Source organism: Formivibrio citricus, from assembly GCF_900115065.1.
In the GTDB taxonomy this organism is placed as follows: Bacteria; Pseudomonadota; Gammaproteobacteria; order Burkholderiales; family Chitinibacteraceae; genus Formivibrio; species Formivibrio citricus.
In genome coordinates this window covers 38504-54015 of sequence record NZ_FOVE01000012.1, presented here as the reverse complement: position 1 = coordinate 54015, position 15512 = coordinate 38504, and the positions used below count along the sequence as shown (strand labels likewise).

Annotated in this window: 13 protein-coding genes; 5 read left to right on the top strand and 8 right to left on the bottom strand. The window is 58.2% G+C overall.

Going from position 1 to position 15512, the window contains the following annotated elements:
• Nucleotides 1–151: 151 nt before the first annotated feature.
• Nucleotides 152–742, bottom strand: coding sequence for an NAD(P)H-dependent oxidoreductase (locus tag BMZ36_RS08965; RefSeq protein WP_091194833.1), 591 nt, complete (start codon nucleotides 740–742; stop codon nucleotides 152–154).
• 299 nt (nucleotides 743–1041) lie between these two features.
• Between BMZ36_RS08965 and BMZ36_RS08960 the strand changes: the two genes are divergently transcribed.
• Nucleotides 1042–1734, top strand: a complete 693-nt coding sequence (locus BMZ36_RS08960; RefSeq protein ID WP_091194830.1) for a sensor histidine kinase — start codon at nucleotides 1042–1044, stop codon at nucleotides 1732–1734.
• Between the two features lie 84 nt (nucleotides 1735–1818).
• Complete coding sequence (locus tag BMZ36_RS08955) at nucleotides 1819–3447, top strand: tetratricopeptide repeat-containing response regulator (protein ID WP_091194828.1); 1629 nt, start codon at nucleotides 1819–1821, stop codon at nucleotides 3445–3447.
• 108 nt (nucleotides 3448–3555) lie between these two features.
• On the opposite strand, the gene BMZ36_RS08950 is transcribed toward BMZ36_RS08955, so the two are convergent.
• On the bottom strand, nucleotides 3556–4161 hold the full coding sequence (locus BMZ36_RS08950; protein ID WP_091194825.1) for an HD-GYP domain-containing protein: 606 nt from the start codon (nucleotides 4159–4161) through the stop codon (nucleotides 3556–3558).
• Nucleotides 4162–4347: 186 nt separating this feature from the next.
• Here BMZ36_RS08950 and BMZ36_RS08945 point away from each other — a divergent pair, with 186 nt between their 5' ends.
• Nucleotides 4348–4947 (top strand): YXWGXW repeat-containing protein, encoded by a 600-nt coding sequence (locus BMZ36_RS08945; protein ID WP_091194822.1) that lies wholly within the window; start codon nucleotides 4348–4350, stop codon nucleotides 4945–4947.
• Between the two features lie 60 nt (nucleotides 4948–5007).
• On the top strand, nucleotides 5008–5952 hold the full coding sequence (locus tag BMZ36_RS08940) for an alpha/beta hydrolase (RefSeq protein WP_091194819.1): 945 nt from the start codon (nucleotides 5008–5010) through the stop codon (nucleotides 5950–5952).
• Here the strand turns inward: BMZ36_RS08940 and BMZ36_RS08935 are convergent.
• The 5 genes from BMZ36_RS08935 to BMZ36_RS08915 all read right to left on the bottom strand — a co-directional run bounded on the left by BMZ36_RS08935 (nucleotide 5930) and on the right by BMZ36_RS08915 (nucleotide 11261).
• Nucleotides 5930–6739 (bottom strand): methyltransferase domain-containing protein, encoded by an 810-nt coding sequence (locus BMZ36_RS08935; RefSeq protein ID WP_091194816.1) that lies wholly within the window; start codon nucleotides 6737–6739, stop codon nucleotides 5930–5932. The two genes, BMZ36_RS08940 and BMZ36_RS08935, sit on opposite strands and share 23 nt — an antisense overlap.
• An 81-nt stretch (nucleotides 6740–6820) precedes the next feature.
• On the bottom strand, nucleotides 6821–7546 hold the full coding sequence (locus BMZ36_RS08930) for a substrate-binding periplasmic protein (protein ID WP_091194812.1): 726 nt from the start codon (nucleotides 7544–7546) through the stop codon (nucleotides 6821–6823).
• Between the two features lie 120 nt (nucleotides 7547–7666).
• Nucleotides 7667–9718, bottom strand: coding sequence for an elongation factor G (gene fusA / locus BMZ36_RS08925; protein WP_091194808.1), 2052 nt, complete (start codon nucleotides 9716–9718; stop codon nucleotides 7667–7669).
• A gap of 226 nt (nucleotides 9719–9944) precedes the next feature.
• Nucleotides 9945–10448 carry a thiol peroxidase gene (gene tpx / locus BMZ36_RS08920; RefSeq protein WP_091194805.1) on the bottom strand — a complete coding sequence of 168 codons (504 nt, stop codon included), beginning with the start codon at nucleotides 10446–10448 and terminating at the stop codon, nucleotides 9945–9947.
• Between the two features lie 258 nt (nucleotides 10449–10706).
• Entirely contained in the window at nucleotides 10707–11261 is a 555-nt protein-coding gene (locus tag BMZ36_RS08915; RefSeq protein WP_091194802.1) for a cytochrome b, read from the bottom strand.
• A gap of 355 nt (nucleotides 11262–11616) precedes the next feature.
• On the opposite strand from BMZ36_RS08915, the gene BMZ36_RS08905 reads away from it, so the two are divergent.
• A complete protein-coding gene (locus BMZ36_RS08905; protein ID WP_091194798.1) occupies nucleotides 11617–13980 on the top strand; it encodes a putative bifunctional diguanylate cyclase/phosphodiesterase in 2364 nt (787 codons plus the stop codon).
• A gap of 101 nt (nucleotides 13981–14081) precedes the next feature.
• Here BMZ36_RS08905 and BMZ36_RS08900 read toward each other — a convergent pair whose 3' ends face one another.
• Complete coding sequence (locus BMZ36_RS08900; protein ID WP_091194795.1) at nucleotides 14082–15500, bottom strand: glutamate synthase small subunit GltD family protein; 1419 nt, start codon at nucleotides 15498–15500, stop codon at nucleotides 14082–14084.
• Nucleotides 15501–15512: the final 12 nt, after the last annotated feature.

Genomic DNA, 15512 nt, shown 5'->3' with positions numbered 1-15512 from the left:
TTGGCTTTAGAACCTGTTCACGCTCTGTCGCGAGAAGACGTCAGCGGGGTGAAGAGCAGCGCAAAAACCGGAGTGTACAAGTAGTACATGAGGATTTTGAGCAGCGCATGAGCCCCGATCACGGCTTCGCAGCAAGAGCGTGAACAGGTTCTTAGACAAAAGCTTCCAGCGCCAGGGTGGCAGCCTCTTCCAGCCAAGCCTGGCGGGTTTCCGGCGTACTGACGATCACCGGGTTGAAATTGCGCCGCTCCACCTTCGGAATACCGCAGAAACTCCAGGTGCAGTTTTTCCACAACGTTTCCAGCGGATCGCCATAAACCGCGCGTTCGACCTCTTCCGGCGTATTGGAGGTATTGATCACCAGTGCAGCGCGCGCCTTGAGCATGCCGACAACCTTCCCCTTGCCGTTTTCATCCACTACGAAGCGGAAAGCCTCCCCGGCCCGCAGCACCCGGTCGATCCACCCTTTGAGAATGGCCGGCGGCTGGCTGCGCCAGTTCGGATGCACGATCACGATGCCGTCGGCCGCCAGCACGGCATCGGCATGTTCGCGGATCACGGGCGGCGCCACGTTGTCGCGCTCCAGCTCTTCGGGCGTCATCACCGGATCGAAATTTTCCGCGTACAGGTCGCGTAGCGTCACTTGGTCGCCACGCGCTTGAAGCACATCGCGAATGCTGTTGGCCAGGGCATGGTTGAAACTGCCGGTTTTCGGATGAGCCAGCACGATGAGGATGTTCATGGAATAACGCTCCGGGCGGTGAATTGCATGCACGGAATTGTGCAGCAAGGTCCCGGCTGCGTAATGGTATCTTTACCATCCTGTCCGGCAGAAAACCGTGCTGCGATCATAGAGATCGCCTAAAAATCAATTTGGTGCCAACCGTCCCAGCAATAAAAACAATAACAAATAGTATTTAAGAAAATGCTAAAATTCGCTCGTTTCAGGGCGAATGCCCATTAGCAAGAAATGGTTTTAGACGCCGCCGGCAAGATTGGCGCATAGCAGTTTTCCCTTCGACCAACAAACGGGAAGATGTCATGGAAGAAAAAGACTCCCTGCCGGACATGTCGTTTTTTCTGGCTTCATCCGTGCATGACATGAAGAATTCGCTCAGCTTGCTCAGCAACCGGATGGAGCACTTTCTGGGCGAACTCACGCCGGACAGCTTTCCCGGCTACGAAGACCTGTCGCAGATGCTGTATGAAACCAAGCGGGTCAACCACAACCTGATCCAGTTGCTTGCACTCTACAAGGTTGGCAACCACCTCTACCCCTTCGATCCCCAACCGTTCCTGCTCAACGATTTCGTGCATGAAATGGAAGCTCAATGCCGCCCGCTCCTGGCTTCGCGCCTGATCGAACTGGAAACAAGCTGCCCTGACGATCTGATCTGGTATTTCGACGAAGAATTGGTGAACGGCGTGATCGGTCAGGCCATCAACAATGCCAGCCAGTACACGAGGGATCGAATCCGGCTGTCCGCAGCCCAAGTCGGCGACATGCTGGAAATCCGCGTCGAGGACAACGGTGCCGGCTATCCTGCAAGCATGCTGCAGGCGATCGAATCGGAGCAACGCGGCATCAGCTTCGGCAGCGGCAGCACCGGGCTCGGCCTGTATTTTGGCCGCACGGTTGCGGCAATGCACAGGAACAAGGGACTCCACGGACGGTTGCGCCTGGAAAACGGTGGTTGCTACGGTGGCGGCTGCTGCATCCTGCAACTCCCCTGAGAACCGGTTCAAAGTCAGTAGCGAGCGAGCCTCGCAGCAAGACCATGAACAAGCCCTGAAAAAATTCACAGGAACACAAACGCCATGGCCGGATTGCAAGACACTTTCTCTGATTTTTCCCAGCGCAGATTCCTGATAATCGACGATTTCCACGGCATGCAGCGCATGTTGCGCGACATGCTGCGCGAATGCGGTGCCACCCGTATCGACTCTGCCGGCAGCAGCCAGGATGCGATCAAGCTGCTGTCTTCCAGCAAATACGACGTCGTGCTGTGCGATTTCAACCTCGGACCGGGCAAGAACGGCCAGCAATTGCTGGAGGAAGCCAAATTCCGCCAGTGGGTCGGTCCGGCCTGCGCCTGGATCATGATCACGGCGGAAAAATCGCTGGAAACGGTGATGGGCGCACTGGAATACCTGCCGGACAGCTACCTGATCAAACCGTTGACGACAGCCCTGCTGCAAAACCGGCTGACCAAGATCTGGGCGCGCAAACGCACCTTCATCGACATCAACAACGCGCTGGGGAAAAAAGACTATTCCCGCGCCATCGCGCTGTGCGACCAACAAATGGCAACGGACAGGCTGAATGCCCCAGAATTGCAGCGCCTGAAATACCAGTTCCTGCTGGCCATCGGCGAACTGGCCGAGGCCAGGCAGCTTCTTGAGGCGGTACTGGCCGAACGCGATCAGCCCTGGGCCAAGGTCGGTTTGGGCAGAGTCCTGTTCATGCAGGGCGATTATGTCGCCGCGCGCGATCTGCTGCAGCAAGTCATCAACGAAAACCGCGCCAACATCGAGGCTTATGACTGGCTCGCCAAGACCCTGCAACAGCTTGAAGAACTGGAAGCCGCCGAGCAGGTATTGCAACGGGCCGTACAGCTCTCGCCCAATTCGCCGCAAAGGCAGAAGGATCTGGGCGAACTGGCGCTGAAACTCGGGAATCTGGATGCTGCCGAGAAAGCCTTCCGCAAAAGCATGGCGGTCGGCGAGCATTCGATCATGAAAACCGCGGATGCCTACGTGGGGCTGGCGCGCGTGTGCAGCAACAAGCAGCAACCGGAAGAGGCGCTGAAAACGCTGGGCAGCATGCAGAAACACTTCGATGGCGAACAGATTACGGTGCGCGCCAAGGCAATGGAAGGCATGGTCTACCTGCAGAACAACCAGCCTGCCAAAGCCAGGGAAGCCGCCAAGGCACTCGATGCCCTGCTGGCCACTTCCGGCGCCATTCCCGAAGGCGCCGCCGGGCTTGAGGCCGCCGAGCTGTTGCTCAATACGGGCAACAAGGAATCCGCGACGGAACTGCTGCACAAACTCGTCATGAACAACCACGAAGATCGCAAGCTGGCAAACCAGGTCGGGGAAATTTTCGACCAGGCCGGCATGCACGAAGAAGGCGCGCAACTCGTGGCGCTATCGCGCCAGGAAGCACTGGAATTGATGAACGCCGGGGCACTGCTGGCCCAGGCCGGGAAACTGGAAGAAGCCGTCGAATCCATGCGCAACGCCAAGAAGCTGCTGCCATCCAATCTGCGCGTGTTGCTCAACTTCGCCCAGATCGCGATTTCCTGCATGAAGCAGCAAGGAGCCAACGAAGCATTGCTGAACGAGACCCGACAGACCCTGCAGCATGCCCGTTCCCTTTGCTCCGACGACAAACGGCTCAACCAGATCGACAACCAACTGAATGAGTTGTTTCCCAAGCCCTGATCTTGTTTGAACTCGCCCACCCGGTTCAGGCCGGGGTCGAGTGCTTCGAGACGGCTTTATTGCTGGATACCGGGCTATGCCAGGCATGCCATTCAAACTTCACTTGGATCAGCAAGCCGCTTTGAGCCGGCTTTTTTCGATGATTCCGCCAAAAACACGCATGAGCTCCGGATCATGCTTGCCCCCGTTTTCGGCATGCAGAACATCCATGATTTCCGCGTGTGCCCTGGCTCGGTGATAGGACCGTGTCACCGCCATGGCATCGTAGCTGTCGGCAATGGAAATGATGCGGGAGCCGATCGGGATGGCCTCGCCGGCAAGGCTGTCCGGGTAGCCATGCCCGTCGTAGCGTTCGTGATGGTGACGAATTTCCAGCGCTGCCTGCCCTGAACCTTCAAGCTCGGTCGACTTCATGATTTGCTCGCCGATTTCCGCATGCCGCTTCATGATTTCCCACTCGGCATCGTCAAGCTGAGTCGGTTTCAGCAGGATACTGTCCGGGATGCCGATTTTTCCAACGTCATGAAAAGATGCGCTGATTCTCAGAATCAGCAGTTCCTGTTTGTTCAGGCCGCATTGCATTCCCAGCTCCAGGGCAATATCGCGCACCCTCTCCGAATGCAGCCGCGTCATCAAATCCCGATAGCCCAGCGCGACAGACAAGGATTTGGTGTAGTTGTACAGCGTGTTGTAAGTCGGGTTGTCTGATTCCATCCTGAAAAATCTCCGGGCTACGCAATGCAGGTTGGCCAAGCCGGAAGCAGCCTGTCATTTCAACGTAGCATGCTAAACCGGCATTGGCGCACCCAATCCGAGATTGGCTTATTTCACCGGACATCCGGACATCTGTATCTATACTGCAGATACGATTGTCATCTTCCGAGAGGGAAGGACTGCATCATGAAGAAAAGAATCTTGCTGGCCACACTCGTAGCAACATCGGCACTCCTGGGCGGATGCGTGGTCACCACGGGCGGGGAACCCTACTATGTCGAGACAGTTCGAGTCGCGCCGCCACCGTTGCGCGTCGAATATCCCGGACCGCCGCCGGTAGTCGGTTACATCTGGATTGGCGGCTACTGGAACTGGGTCGGCACGCGCCACGTCTGGGTTCCGGGGCGCTGGGAAGCGCCGCGCCATGGTTACATTTATGTTCCGCATCGCTGGGAGCGCAGCGGCGACCATTGGCGCCCGCACGGCGGACGCTGGGAACGCGATACGCGGCCCCAACCTCAGCCTCGCCCCCAGCCGCAGCATGTTCCGGCTCCTGTAAAACCGCGCGTAGAGCATAACGCCCCGCCGCGTTACGAAAGCGCGCCAGCCATCAGGCACGACTCCCGGCCCGCGAGGGTGGAACGGGACAGCCGGCAAACTCCCGTTGCCGCCCCCCAGCGGCAGGAAAATGAAAACCAGCCCCGTGCCGACAGGGACGGGAAATACCGTTCCGGACAGGATGAGAGGCGCCGGCCAGATCGGCGCGGGCATGACGATGATCGGTAATTGCGAAACCGGGCCGGCCATCGCATTGGTTGGTCATAGCCCAACCGTTCGAATGACACCATGAGCCGTCTGGCCACTTGGACGATCCTGCTTGCCTTGAGCCAGACGGCCAGCTCCGGCCCGCTCCGCGATGCCATTGAGGCGCATCGCGGCGAGCGGCAAGCTGAGCGGGGAAGAAACACCACATCGGCTCAATCCTTGCCACAAGGCGCGCGCCTGTTGCGCGACGTAGCCTACGGAGCCGATCCCAAGCAGCGCATGGATGTCTACCTGCCGGCCCGCGCGAAAAATGCGCCGGTCATTTTCATGGCACATGGCGGCGGATGGCGCATCGGCGACAAGGCCATGTCCCGCGTTATCCAGAACAAGGTCCAGCGCTGGGTCGCACGCGGCTTTGTTTTCATTTCAGTGAACTACCGCCTGCTGCCCCAAGCCGATCCGCTGCAGCAGGCCAGCGATGTCGCGCAAGCGCTAGCCAAGGCTCAGGCCCAAGCCGTTGGCTGGGGCGCCGACCCGAACCGCTTTATCCTGATGGGCCATTCCGCCGGCGCGCATCTGGTGGATTTGCTGACAGCCAATCCGGGGCTGGCACTAAAAATGGGCGCCCGGCGCTGGTTGGGCACCGTCTCGCTCGATACCGCCGCCATGGACATCGTGCAGACCATGCAAGGCAAGCATCCGCGCCTCTATGATCGGGCATTCGGCCAGGATGCGGCCTACTGGCAAGCCGCCTCGCCGCTGCATCAACTCGCAAAAACCGCGACACCCATGCTGCTGGTCTGTTCCAGCCAGCGCACGGATGCGCCCTGCACACAAGCCCGGCAGTTTGCCGAGCATGCGCGCCCTCTTGGTGTACGTGTGGAAGTGCTGCCTCAGGCAATGACACACGGCGCAATCAATAGCGACCTTGGCCTGCCCGGCGCCTATACCGAGGCCGTCGAGACTTTCATGGCCTCGCTCGACCCCCGTATCGGGCAGATGCTCAAGCCTGGCGAATCGCGATGAAGAACAACCGCCGGAAGGGGAATAGCGTCGTACCGTCGGGGCGACGCGGATAGGCGGCATTGGTCCGGGCGCAGTAGTCCACCCAGAAGCGCTCGCGCATCCCCGGCGCGATCTGCCCCGCATCTTCCGCCGCCAGCAGTCCGTTCAGCACCGGGATCAACGCCGTACCCTTGACCCATTCGGCCACGGCATTCTCGCCATTCAGCACGTGGGAATACAGCGTTTCCCACATGTCGACGCTGGCGGCGAGCGGCTTGATCCAGTCGTAGTACTGTTCCGGTTCGGCAACCGGGCTGTTGAGCTTGTTGGCATCGATGCCGGCCCGCACCGCAGCGGGCAATTCAAGGGCATCGAGCGCCGCGTCGATCGAGGTATGCGAAGGCGCGGCGAAATTACGCGGCATCTGCACGGCCAGCACCCCGCCCGGTTTCAGGAATCCCATCAGCCGGGAGAACAATGTTTCATGGCCGGGCAGCCAGTGCAGCGCTGCATTCGAATAGATCAGGTCGACCGGCTGCTCCGGTTGCCAGTCGGCAATACCCGATTCCACCCAATCCGCCTGCGGCAGGGTAGCGTGCGCCTTGGCCAGCATGGCTGCCGAATTGTCCACGCCGATGACATGCGCCTGTGGCCAGCGTTCGGCAATGAAACACGTCACGTTGCCGGCCCCGCAGCCCAGATCGACCACCGTGGCGGGCGATTCGAGCGGAATCTGCGCCAGCAGGTCAAGCGCCGGCCGCAGCCGCTGGTTGCCGAATTTGAGGTATTGCGCAGGATCCCAGCTCATTTGTTTCCTTTCAATTCACACATCATCAAAAAGCATTTCATAAAGCATTTGGCAGTCAGTCACGCAAACCAGGGTAACTGACTACTGGCGGATTCGATATTTTGTTTTCAAGCGGGCCAAACTTCCATCGCGCTTCATGGCTTGAAGCGCATTACGCCACCGATTGACTTCTGTAGCCTCCAGACCCAACGATGCCGCTACATATGCCAAATAATCATCCAGCATTACGCCACGAATCAGCAGGGATGGGTCAATCGCGTGTCGATTGATGAAATATTCAGCGGCCGATTGCGTCGTCACCCAGCCATCGATTCTTTCCGCCAACAATTTTCGCCCGTTGTTGTCATTCGAGGATATGGCCTCGATTGAATTCAACCCGTGTTTTCGGGCCGCTTGAGTATTGGCGGCTGCAATGTTGGCGCCCAACACCTTGAGCAAGCGGGCTTTTTCCAAAGTAGACCCGTCCGGCTTGCCTTTAAGGGTGTACACATAGAAGCCATCAGTGAACAGCAACGAAACCCACTGCACCGTTCGTTCCCTGTCCGGGGTTCGCCCAACCCACAGGGAAATCACATTGTCTTCGGTCTGCACCGTATGCAGCGCCCGCGCCAACGGCATGATTTCGATTTTCGTTTCATAACCCAGCCGCTGCACGATTTCTTTCCCCACTTCATAAGCAAAGCCTTGAGGAACACCATCAGACACAAAACAGTATGGAGCAATGTCCGCACACACCACTCGAGGAGACCCTGCCACGCCAAAGCTTGAGGACAATGCCAGCAAAAGCAGCAGAACAAATTTTTGCATATGAACATCCGCCCCATTGGGATTGACCGAAGAGTCTACCCTTTATTTTATTACGCACAATGAAAAAAGGCCGCAAGCCTGGCAAGCGGCTAAACGGCCTTGGGGAAAACGCAGAAATAACTACTGTTCATCCACGTGCGGGCGGAACGCTGCGCTCAACTGGGTTTGCACCTGCGGCGGCACTTCCTCGTATTCCGCCAGTTCCAGCGTGTAACTGCCCTGCCCTCCGGTCAGCGACTTGAGGCGGGTCTGGAAATCGGAGAGCTCGGCGAGCGGCGCGCGTGCGCTGATCGAGAGCATACCGGCCCGTCCGCCGCCCGTGTTGGTGACCTGGCCGCGGCGCGAAGACAATTCGCCGGAAACGTCGCCCATCGCAAAGTCCGGCACGGTGATTTCCAGGTTCACATACGGCTCCAGCACCACCGGACTCGCACTCAGCATCGCCTCGACGAACGCCTTGCGGCCCGCCGTCACGAACGCGACTTCCTTGCCATCGACCGCATGGGTTTTGCCGTCGTAGACCGTCACTTCTACATCCTGTATCGGAAAGCCGGCGATGGCCCCGCTCGCCAGCGCTTCGCGCACGCCTTTCTCCACGGCGGGGATGAATACACCGGGGATCGTGCCGCCCTTGACCGCATCCTTGAAGCGGAAGCCTTCGCCGCGCGCCAGTGGTGCAATGCGCAGATAGACCTCGCCGAACTGCCCCGCGCCGCCGCTCTGCTTCTTGTGACGATGATGCCCCTCGGCGGGCGCGGTAATGGTTTCGCGGTAGGGGATGGACGGCGGGTGGCTGTCGACTTCGAGCTTGTACTGCGCACGCATGCGCTCCAGCACCCGGCCCAGATGCAGTTCGCCCAAGCCGCGGATCACGATCTCGCGCGTGGTCGGATCGCTTTCCACTTCCAGCCCCGGGTCTTCGAGCGCCATGCGGTGCAGCACTTCGGAAAGCTTCTGCTCTTCGCCGCGACGCTTCACGCGCAGCGCCAGACCGTAGACCGCATGCGGCAGCGGCAGCGGGTGAAAATGCAGCACGGAATCTTCCGGCGCATCGTGCAACACGGCATCGAAATGGATGTCGTCGATCTTGGTAATTGCGCAGATTTCGCCCGGCCCCGCGCTCTGGATGGCGGTGAGCGTCTTGCCCTGCACGCTATAGAGATGCGCCACGCGGAACGGCTTGCGCGCCTCTCCCGCGTAGAGCAGCGAATCCGGTGTGAGCGTACCCTGCAATACGCGCACGGTGCCGATCTTGCCCATATAGGGATCGACCTCGACCTTGAACACGTGGGCAATCACGTGCTCGGCGGGGTCGTGGCTTGCATTGAAGGGTTCGGCCGCCTCGGCATCGCCGCCGGGCCATTTTTCGAACAGCGGCGGGTTGCCTTCCAGCGGGTTGGGCGCCAGTCTGGCGATGAAATCCAGCAGTTGCGGCAAGCCGGCGCCGGTACGCGCCGAGGTGAAGAGCACCGGCAGCAGATGCCCTTCTCGCAGCGCCTGCTCGAAGGCGTCATGCAGCTCCTCCGGGGCGACTTCCTCGCCGTTGAGGTAGCGCTCGGTCAGTGCCTCGTCCACTTCGACGATCTGCTCGACGATCGCATTGTGCGCGGCCTCGACGCTACCGAAATCCGTAGCCTCGCCATCGAGATTGAAGAAACAGTCGACGACTTTTGTCCCGCCGGCAGCCGGCAGGTTCAGCGGCAGACACTCGCGGCCGAATGCGGACTGCAAGTCACTCAGGAGTTGTTCGAGTTCGAGACGTTCGCAATCGATACGGTTGACCACCACCACGCGGCAAAGCTTGCGCGTCTGCGCCCAGAGCATCGCGCGCCGGGCACTGATTTCAATGTCGTTCTGCGGGTTGATGACTGCGGCGACCGTTTCCACCGCATCGAGCGCGGCCATGGCCTGGCCAGCGAAATCGGGGAAGCCGGGGGTATCCAGCAAGTGGATGCGAACGTCGCCGTGATCGAGGTAAGCCGCGGCGAGCTTGGCCGTGTGTTGATGTTCTTTTTCGAGCGGGTCGTAATCGCAGACCGTCGTGCCCTTCTCGACGGAACCGGCCTGATTGATCGCCCCGGACAGAGCCAGAAGGCTTTCGACCAGGGTGGTCTTGCCGGCTCCGGCATGACCAAGAAACGCAAGGGTACGGATGTTTTGCACGGCAGGCATGGGGGGCTCCTCTCTGTGGACTTGAACCTGCGCACGATCCGTCGCGAGAGACTATCAGCGGGGTGAAGAGCAACACCTCAGTCCCGACACGGCTTCACAGCAAGGTCGTAAGCAGGTTCTTATAGAGTCACACTAGACCGGCCATTGCCAGGAAGCAAACAGCCCCGGAAACGAACACAAAACAGGGTTCGTTTCCGGGGCTGCTGTAAAACAGGGAAGAAGGCGATTACTTGCCCAGCACCTTCAGGGCCGCCGCATAATCCGGTTCATGGGAAATTTCCGGCACCAGCTCGGCGTGAATGACTTTGTCCTGCTCATCAAGCACGACAACCGCACGTGCGGCAATGCCAACCAAGGGACCGCTGGCGATCTCCACGCCGTAATCGGCCAGGAATTCACGACCACGCATGGTGGAAAGCGTCACGACATTGTCCAAGCCCTCAGCTCCACAGAAACGGGCTTGGGCAAAAGGCAAATCAGCCGAGATGCATAGAACCACGGTATTGGCGAGACCTGAGGCTTCCTGATTGAAGCGGCGCACGGAGGCAGCGCACACATCGGTATCGACGCTCGGGAAAATGTTCAGCACTTTCCTCTTGCCAGCCAGGCTGGCAAGCGACACATTGCTCAAATCCTTGGCAACGAGCGAAAACGGCTTGGCATGCGCCCCAACCGAGGGGAAGGAACCATTGAGATTGACAGGATTGCCTGCAAGGGTAACAGAAGCCATTAGGATATCTCCGCGTGATGTAAACAATGGATCGGATTTCCATTGTGGCTGCCCGCAGCCCCTGCCGCAATCAAAACTGAGAGCGGGTCTCATTATCAACCCTGCCCACCGCCTATCAGAACTCGTTCACGATCTGTCGCGGACGCCGTCAGCGGGGTGAAGAGCCGCGCAGGAACCGGTGTTCATGCGGGCGGATGAGGATTCCGGGCAGCACATGAGCCCCGATCACGGTTTCGCAGCAAGAGCGTGAGCAGGTTCTCAGAAGGGCTTTTTCTTTTTGGCAAGGCGCGGGATGGAGCACATCCGCCACAGCAGGCCATCGCGCAGGATCAACTGGTGGTAAAGCGCTCCGCCTACATGCAGCAACAGAACGCCGAACAGCACCCTGGCCCCCGCCACATGCAGCGTATGCCAAGGCAGGCTATCCAGATTGGCGAGCAACTCGCTCTGTCCTTCCAGAATCGCTTTGGGCAGGTTGGAGAATACGGCCATGCAGATGCCGCTGCCGATCATGATGAAAACCAGCACGTCGAGCAGACGGTGCACGATTCCTGCCAGCCAGTCGGCCCAAGGCATGCCGGACGGCAACGAAGTCGGGCGGCCGGTTTTCTTGCGGGTAAACAGCCGTAGCGCGGTGCATACCAGAATCAACACGCCGACGCTCATATGCCGCAGGATGGCCGAAATCTTGGCCGGATCGGTATCGGGGATATGGGCCATCACGAAGGTGCTCATGACGAGCGCCGCCATGATCATGGCGGCAAGCAGCCAGTGGAGAACGCAGATTACCGGGTGATAACGCTGGATATTCATGTCGGTTTCGGGGTCTTGCCGGACAAACGGATCGGGGCCGTGATTGTACTCTCGGGAAGAGACGGGAATATTGGTAAAAGGGCCAGAAATTCATTGGCGCAACCATAGACTGTGGTCATGGCGTACGCCCCCAACAGACCAAGCCTAAATTCTTTCAAAAAATTATAAATAACCAACAAATTCTTTCTCATAATTTAAAAAATAAAACATTTTAGCGTCACGCAAGAAACAAACAAACTCAGAACACCAAAAAACACCGTAAAAACTGACAAATTCCAGTATTTATTTTACAGAAAACAATATAATTAAAAGCTAATATTCGCGCAAACCCGGGTCTGATATCCAAGCATGCACCATGTCAAAGAGAAAACACCTCAGTCAAACATTGCGTGACCGTGTTGATGGCTTCCTGCTGCTTCAGGACGCAGCCCACCCGGAAGAGCAAACAAAACGTTGGCGTTTGAGCGCGCTGCGGATCATCCTGGTTTTTGGATTGCTGCTGGAATCAACCATTTTCCTGCATACCGCTTGGGAGGCTGCACAAGCCGGGCTATACGATGTCATCGGCATGGTGCTGTTCTTTTTCGTGGTAATCAGTGGCACCCTCTACCTGAGCAGCCGCAGTCTCAAACTGGGCTCCTGGTCGCTAATCCTGATTGTTTATGCCGCAGGGTTTTGCATCCTGACTGCCATCAACATCGTTGAAATCGCCAAGCTGGGCTTCATTTTTATCTACACAGCCCCATTGATTGCATTGATCTTGCTGGGGCGCAGGCCCGCGCTAATCTTCATGGGGCTCAATCTTTTTCCGTTTTTTTTACTGATCAGAAACCAACCCGTTCCGAATTTTTTGCAACTTAGTGCCACGCTGCCCGGAACGCACACCTACATTCAGTCCCTGATTTTTCTGTTTTTCAACATCGGAATTCCATTGGCTTTTTCCAGAGTGCTAAGCTCGTTGAGCCGTGCGACTCGCCATGCCCTGCAGATGAACCAAACGCTGGAAACCAGCCTGGCCATCCATGAAGAAGTCTTTGAGCACAGCGGCTCAGCCACCCTTTTTTGCCAACAGAACGGCGTCATTTTGCGATGCAACCGGCTTGCCGCACGGCTGCTTGGGCGCCTTCCAGCACAAGTTGAAAAACTTGACCTGCATGATTTGCTCGAAAAAACAGCCGAGCCCTCCCTGGATCGACCAGAGACACGCCAGCCAGGTTCAACGCTGGAGGGCATTTGGCAGATAAGAAAAAATTCTCGGCCGGTGCTGCTGCAGGTGACCCCGATGGCTCATACGGGCAATCTCATCATCTCCATGAGCGATCTGTCTGAAATCCATCAGTTGCGTACCGAACTCAACAGCAACCTGGATCGAGCCCACTTTCTTGCTCGCCATGACGGTCTTACCGGCTTGCCTAACCGGTCGCATTTTATTGAAATCCTCAACGAGCAAATCGTAAAAGCTCAACGATCCGGAAAACCACTGGCCGTACTGAACATCAAGATCCGGGATCTGCATACCGTCAATACACGTTACGGCATCATCAATGGCGATAATCTCATCAACCAGATTGGCCGCTGCATTCATAAACGGCTTTCTGCCGGGGACTGGCTTGGACGAACACGCGGCGGCGCGTTTTCCCTCTTGCTGACCAACCTGCCGCAAGACAGCAATGCTGCCCAGGAACATATCGCCCGTCACACCCGGGAATTGCCACGGCGGCATGTCATCAACGGGCACTCCCTTGAGATTAGCTACTTCATTGGAGCCGCCTCATTTCCCCAGGATGCGGGCACAGCCGAGGATCTGATCCGTTTCAGCGAACAAGCCCAGCAAAACGCGCGCAGCGATCAATCGGATGACCCCGTCTATTTCGACCCCGCCCAGGCAGCCGCCATGCGACGCAGGATCGATATCGAGGTCGGTCTGCGCAAGGCCTTGCGCGAACACAGCCTGAGCCTGTCCTACCAACCCAAAGTCGACTGTCATGGCACCCTGCAAGGCCTGGAGGCTTTGGTACGCTGGCAGAGTACGGAGCTTGGAACCGTATCGCCCGCAGAATTCATTCCCGTGGCCGAAAACAGTGGCATGGTGCATGACATCACCCTGCAGGTCATAGAGATGGTAACCAGTCAGGTCAAAAACTGGCAGGGAAAAGGGATTCCGGTCAGGCCTGTTGCCATCAACCTGTCGGCCATCGATCTTTCAATTCCGAACCTTGTCCAGGAGGTTGTTTCGCGAACGGATCAGCTCGATCTTTCTGTTGATCTTCTGGAGTTCGAGATTACAGAAACTGCGCTGATGGTGAATGGAGAAACGGGGCTGGACAACCTGAACAAGCTGAAAGAACTGGGTTTTCGCATCAGCATTGACGACTTTGGCTCCGGCTATTCTTCGCTTTCCAAAATTGCATACATGCCTGTGTATGCCATCAAGATCGACCGTGAATTCGTGCAGGACGTTCCTGGGGATTCTCGCCGTGAAAAAATCATCCACGGCATCCTCTCGCTGGCACATTCACTGGATTTGTCGATTGTGGCAGAAGGCGTTGAAAACGCTCAACAGCTTGAATTTCTGCGCACAAACGGCTGCCATCTGTTCCAGGGATATTTCTTCCATCGTCCACTAGACATCACTGGCACGGAAAAACTGCTCGCGACCCAATCAGAACAAACCCTCTTCAGGACTGGATTGAACGCAGCAACCTGCTCAACCCCATAAGGAAAGTTTTACATCCCAGCCCTCGATAGCGCTCAGGTCGATGAAAAACAACAACGCCCGCAATAGCGGGCGTTGTTCAATCGACAGCAGAGGAGCAAGGATCACCAAACCCCAAGAAACTCCAGCATCCCTTCGGCGGCCTGGCGGCCTTCGAAGACGGCGCGCACTACGAGATCGGCGCCGCGAACCTGGTCGCCGCCGGCGAACACTTTCGGGTTGCCGGTCTGGTACTTGTAGCGCTGGCAGGCCGGGGCGACGGTGCGGTTGCCGGTGTCCACGGCGATGCCGTTGGCTGTAAACCACGGTGCAGCTTCAGCCTGGAAACCGAAGGCGACGATGACGTGGTCGCATTCGACCACTTCTTCGGAACCCTCAACCACCACCGGCTTGCGGCGGCCCTTTTCATCCGGCTCGCCCAGTTGCGTGGTCACCAGCTTGAGGCCCAGGCTGCCGTCGGCGAGCTTTTCCACGCCGACCGGCTGACGGTTCCACAGGAACTCGACGCCTTCTTCCTTGGCGTTGGCAACTTCGCGCTTGGAACCGGGCATGTTGGCTTCGTCACGACGGTAGGCGCAGATCACGCTTTGTGCGCCCTGGCGGATCGAGGTGCGGGTGCAATCCATTGCGGTATCGCCACCACCAAGCACTACCACACGCTTGCCTTGCATCGACTGGTATTCTTCGCCGGCAGGCAGCGTGCCCATGCACTTGCGCACGTTGTTGATGAGGAACGGCAGCGCTTCGAGCACGCCGGGCAGGTCTTCGCCAGCGAAGCCGCCCTTCATGTACTTGTACGCGCCCATACCCATGAATACGGCATCGTAGTTGGCGAGCAGGCTCTCGAACGAGACATCCTTGCCCACTTCGGTGTTGAGGCGGAATTCGACGCCCATTTCTTCCATCACCTTGCGGCGGCGGACGACCACGTCTTTTTCCAGCTTGAATTCGGGGATGCCGAAGGTGAGCAGGCCGCCGATTTCTTCATAGCGGTCGAACACCACCGGGGTCACGCCGTTGCGCACCAGGATGTCGGCACAGCCCAGGCCCGCCGGGCCGGCGCCGATGATCGCGACCTTCTTGCCGGTCTTCACGACGTTGGACATGTCCGGACGCCAGCCAGCCTTGAAGGCTTCATCGGTGATGTACTTTTCGATGGCGCCGATGGTTACGGCGCCGAAATCGCCCTGGTTGAGCGTACAGGAACCTTCGCACAGGCGGTCTTGCGGGCAGACGCGGCCGCAGATTTCCGGCAGGCTGTTGGTCTTGTGGCTGAGTTCGGCGGCCTCAAAAAGCTTGCCTTCCTTCACCAGCTGAAGCCAGTTCGGGATGTAGTTGTGCACCGGGCATTCCCATTCGCAGTACGGGTTGCCGCAGCCCAGGCAGCGAGCGGCCTGTTCCTGCGCCTCCGGGGTGGCGAGCGGGGCGTAGATTTCCTTGAACACGAGCTTGCGCGTTTCGGCAGGGGCTTTCGCCCCCGCGTCGCGGGCCAGATTCATGAATTGAAAGACGTCATTGGCCATCTTGGTATTCCT

Coding starts and splice junctions, on each gene's coding strand:
- BMZ36_RS08965 (WP_091194833.1), bottom strand. CDS start 742: ATGAACATCCTCATCGTGCTGGCTCATCCGAAAACCGGCAGTTTCAAC.
- BMZ36_RS08960 (WP_091194830.1), top strand. CDS start 1,042: ATGGAAGAAAAAGACTCCCTGCCGGACATGTCGTTTTTTCTGGCTTCA.
- BMZ36_RS08955 (WP_091194828.1), top strand. CDS start 1,819: ATGGCCGGATTGCAAGACACTTTCTCTGATTTTTCCCAGCGCAGATTC.
- BMZ36_RS08950 (WP_091194825.1), bottom strand. CDS start 4,161: ATGGAATCAGACAACCCGACTTACAACACGCTGTACAACTACACCAAA.
- BMZ36_RS08945 (WP_091194822.1), top strand. CDS start 4,348: ATGAAGAAAAGAATCTTGCTGGCCACACTCGTAGCAACATCGGCACTC.
- BMZ36_RS08940 (WP_091194819.1), top strand. CDS start 5,008: ATGAGCCGTCTGGCCACTTGGACGATCCTGCTTGCCTTGAGCCAGACG.
- BMZ36_RS08935 (WP_091194816.1), bottom strand. CDS start 6,739: ATGAGCTGGGATCCTGCGCAATACCTCAAATTCGGCAACCAGCGGCTG.
- BMZ36_RS08930 (WP_091194812.1), bottom strand. CDS start 7,546: ATGCAAAAATTTGTTCTGCTGCTTTTGCTGGCATTGTCCTCAAGCTTT.
- fusA (WP_091194808.1), bottom strand. CDS start 9,718: ATGCCTGCCGTGCAAAACATCCGTACCCTTGCGTTTCTTGGTCATGCC.
- tpx (WP_091194805.1), bottom strand. CDS start 10,448: ATGGCTTCTGTTACCCTTGCAGGCAATCCTGTCAATCTCAATGGTTCC.
- BMZ36_RS08915 (WP_091194802.1), bottom strand. CDS start 11,261: ATGAATATCCAGCGTTATCACCCGGTAATCTGCGTTCTCCACTGGCTG.
- BMZ36_RS08905 (WP_091194798.1), top strand. CDS start 11,617: ATGTCAAAGAGAAAACACCTCAGTCAAACATTGCGTGACCGTGTTGAT.
- BMZ36_RS08900 (WP_091194795.1), bottom strand. CDS start 15,500: ATGGCCAATGACGTCTTTCAATTCATGAATCTGGCCCGCGACGCGGGG.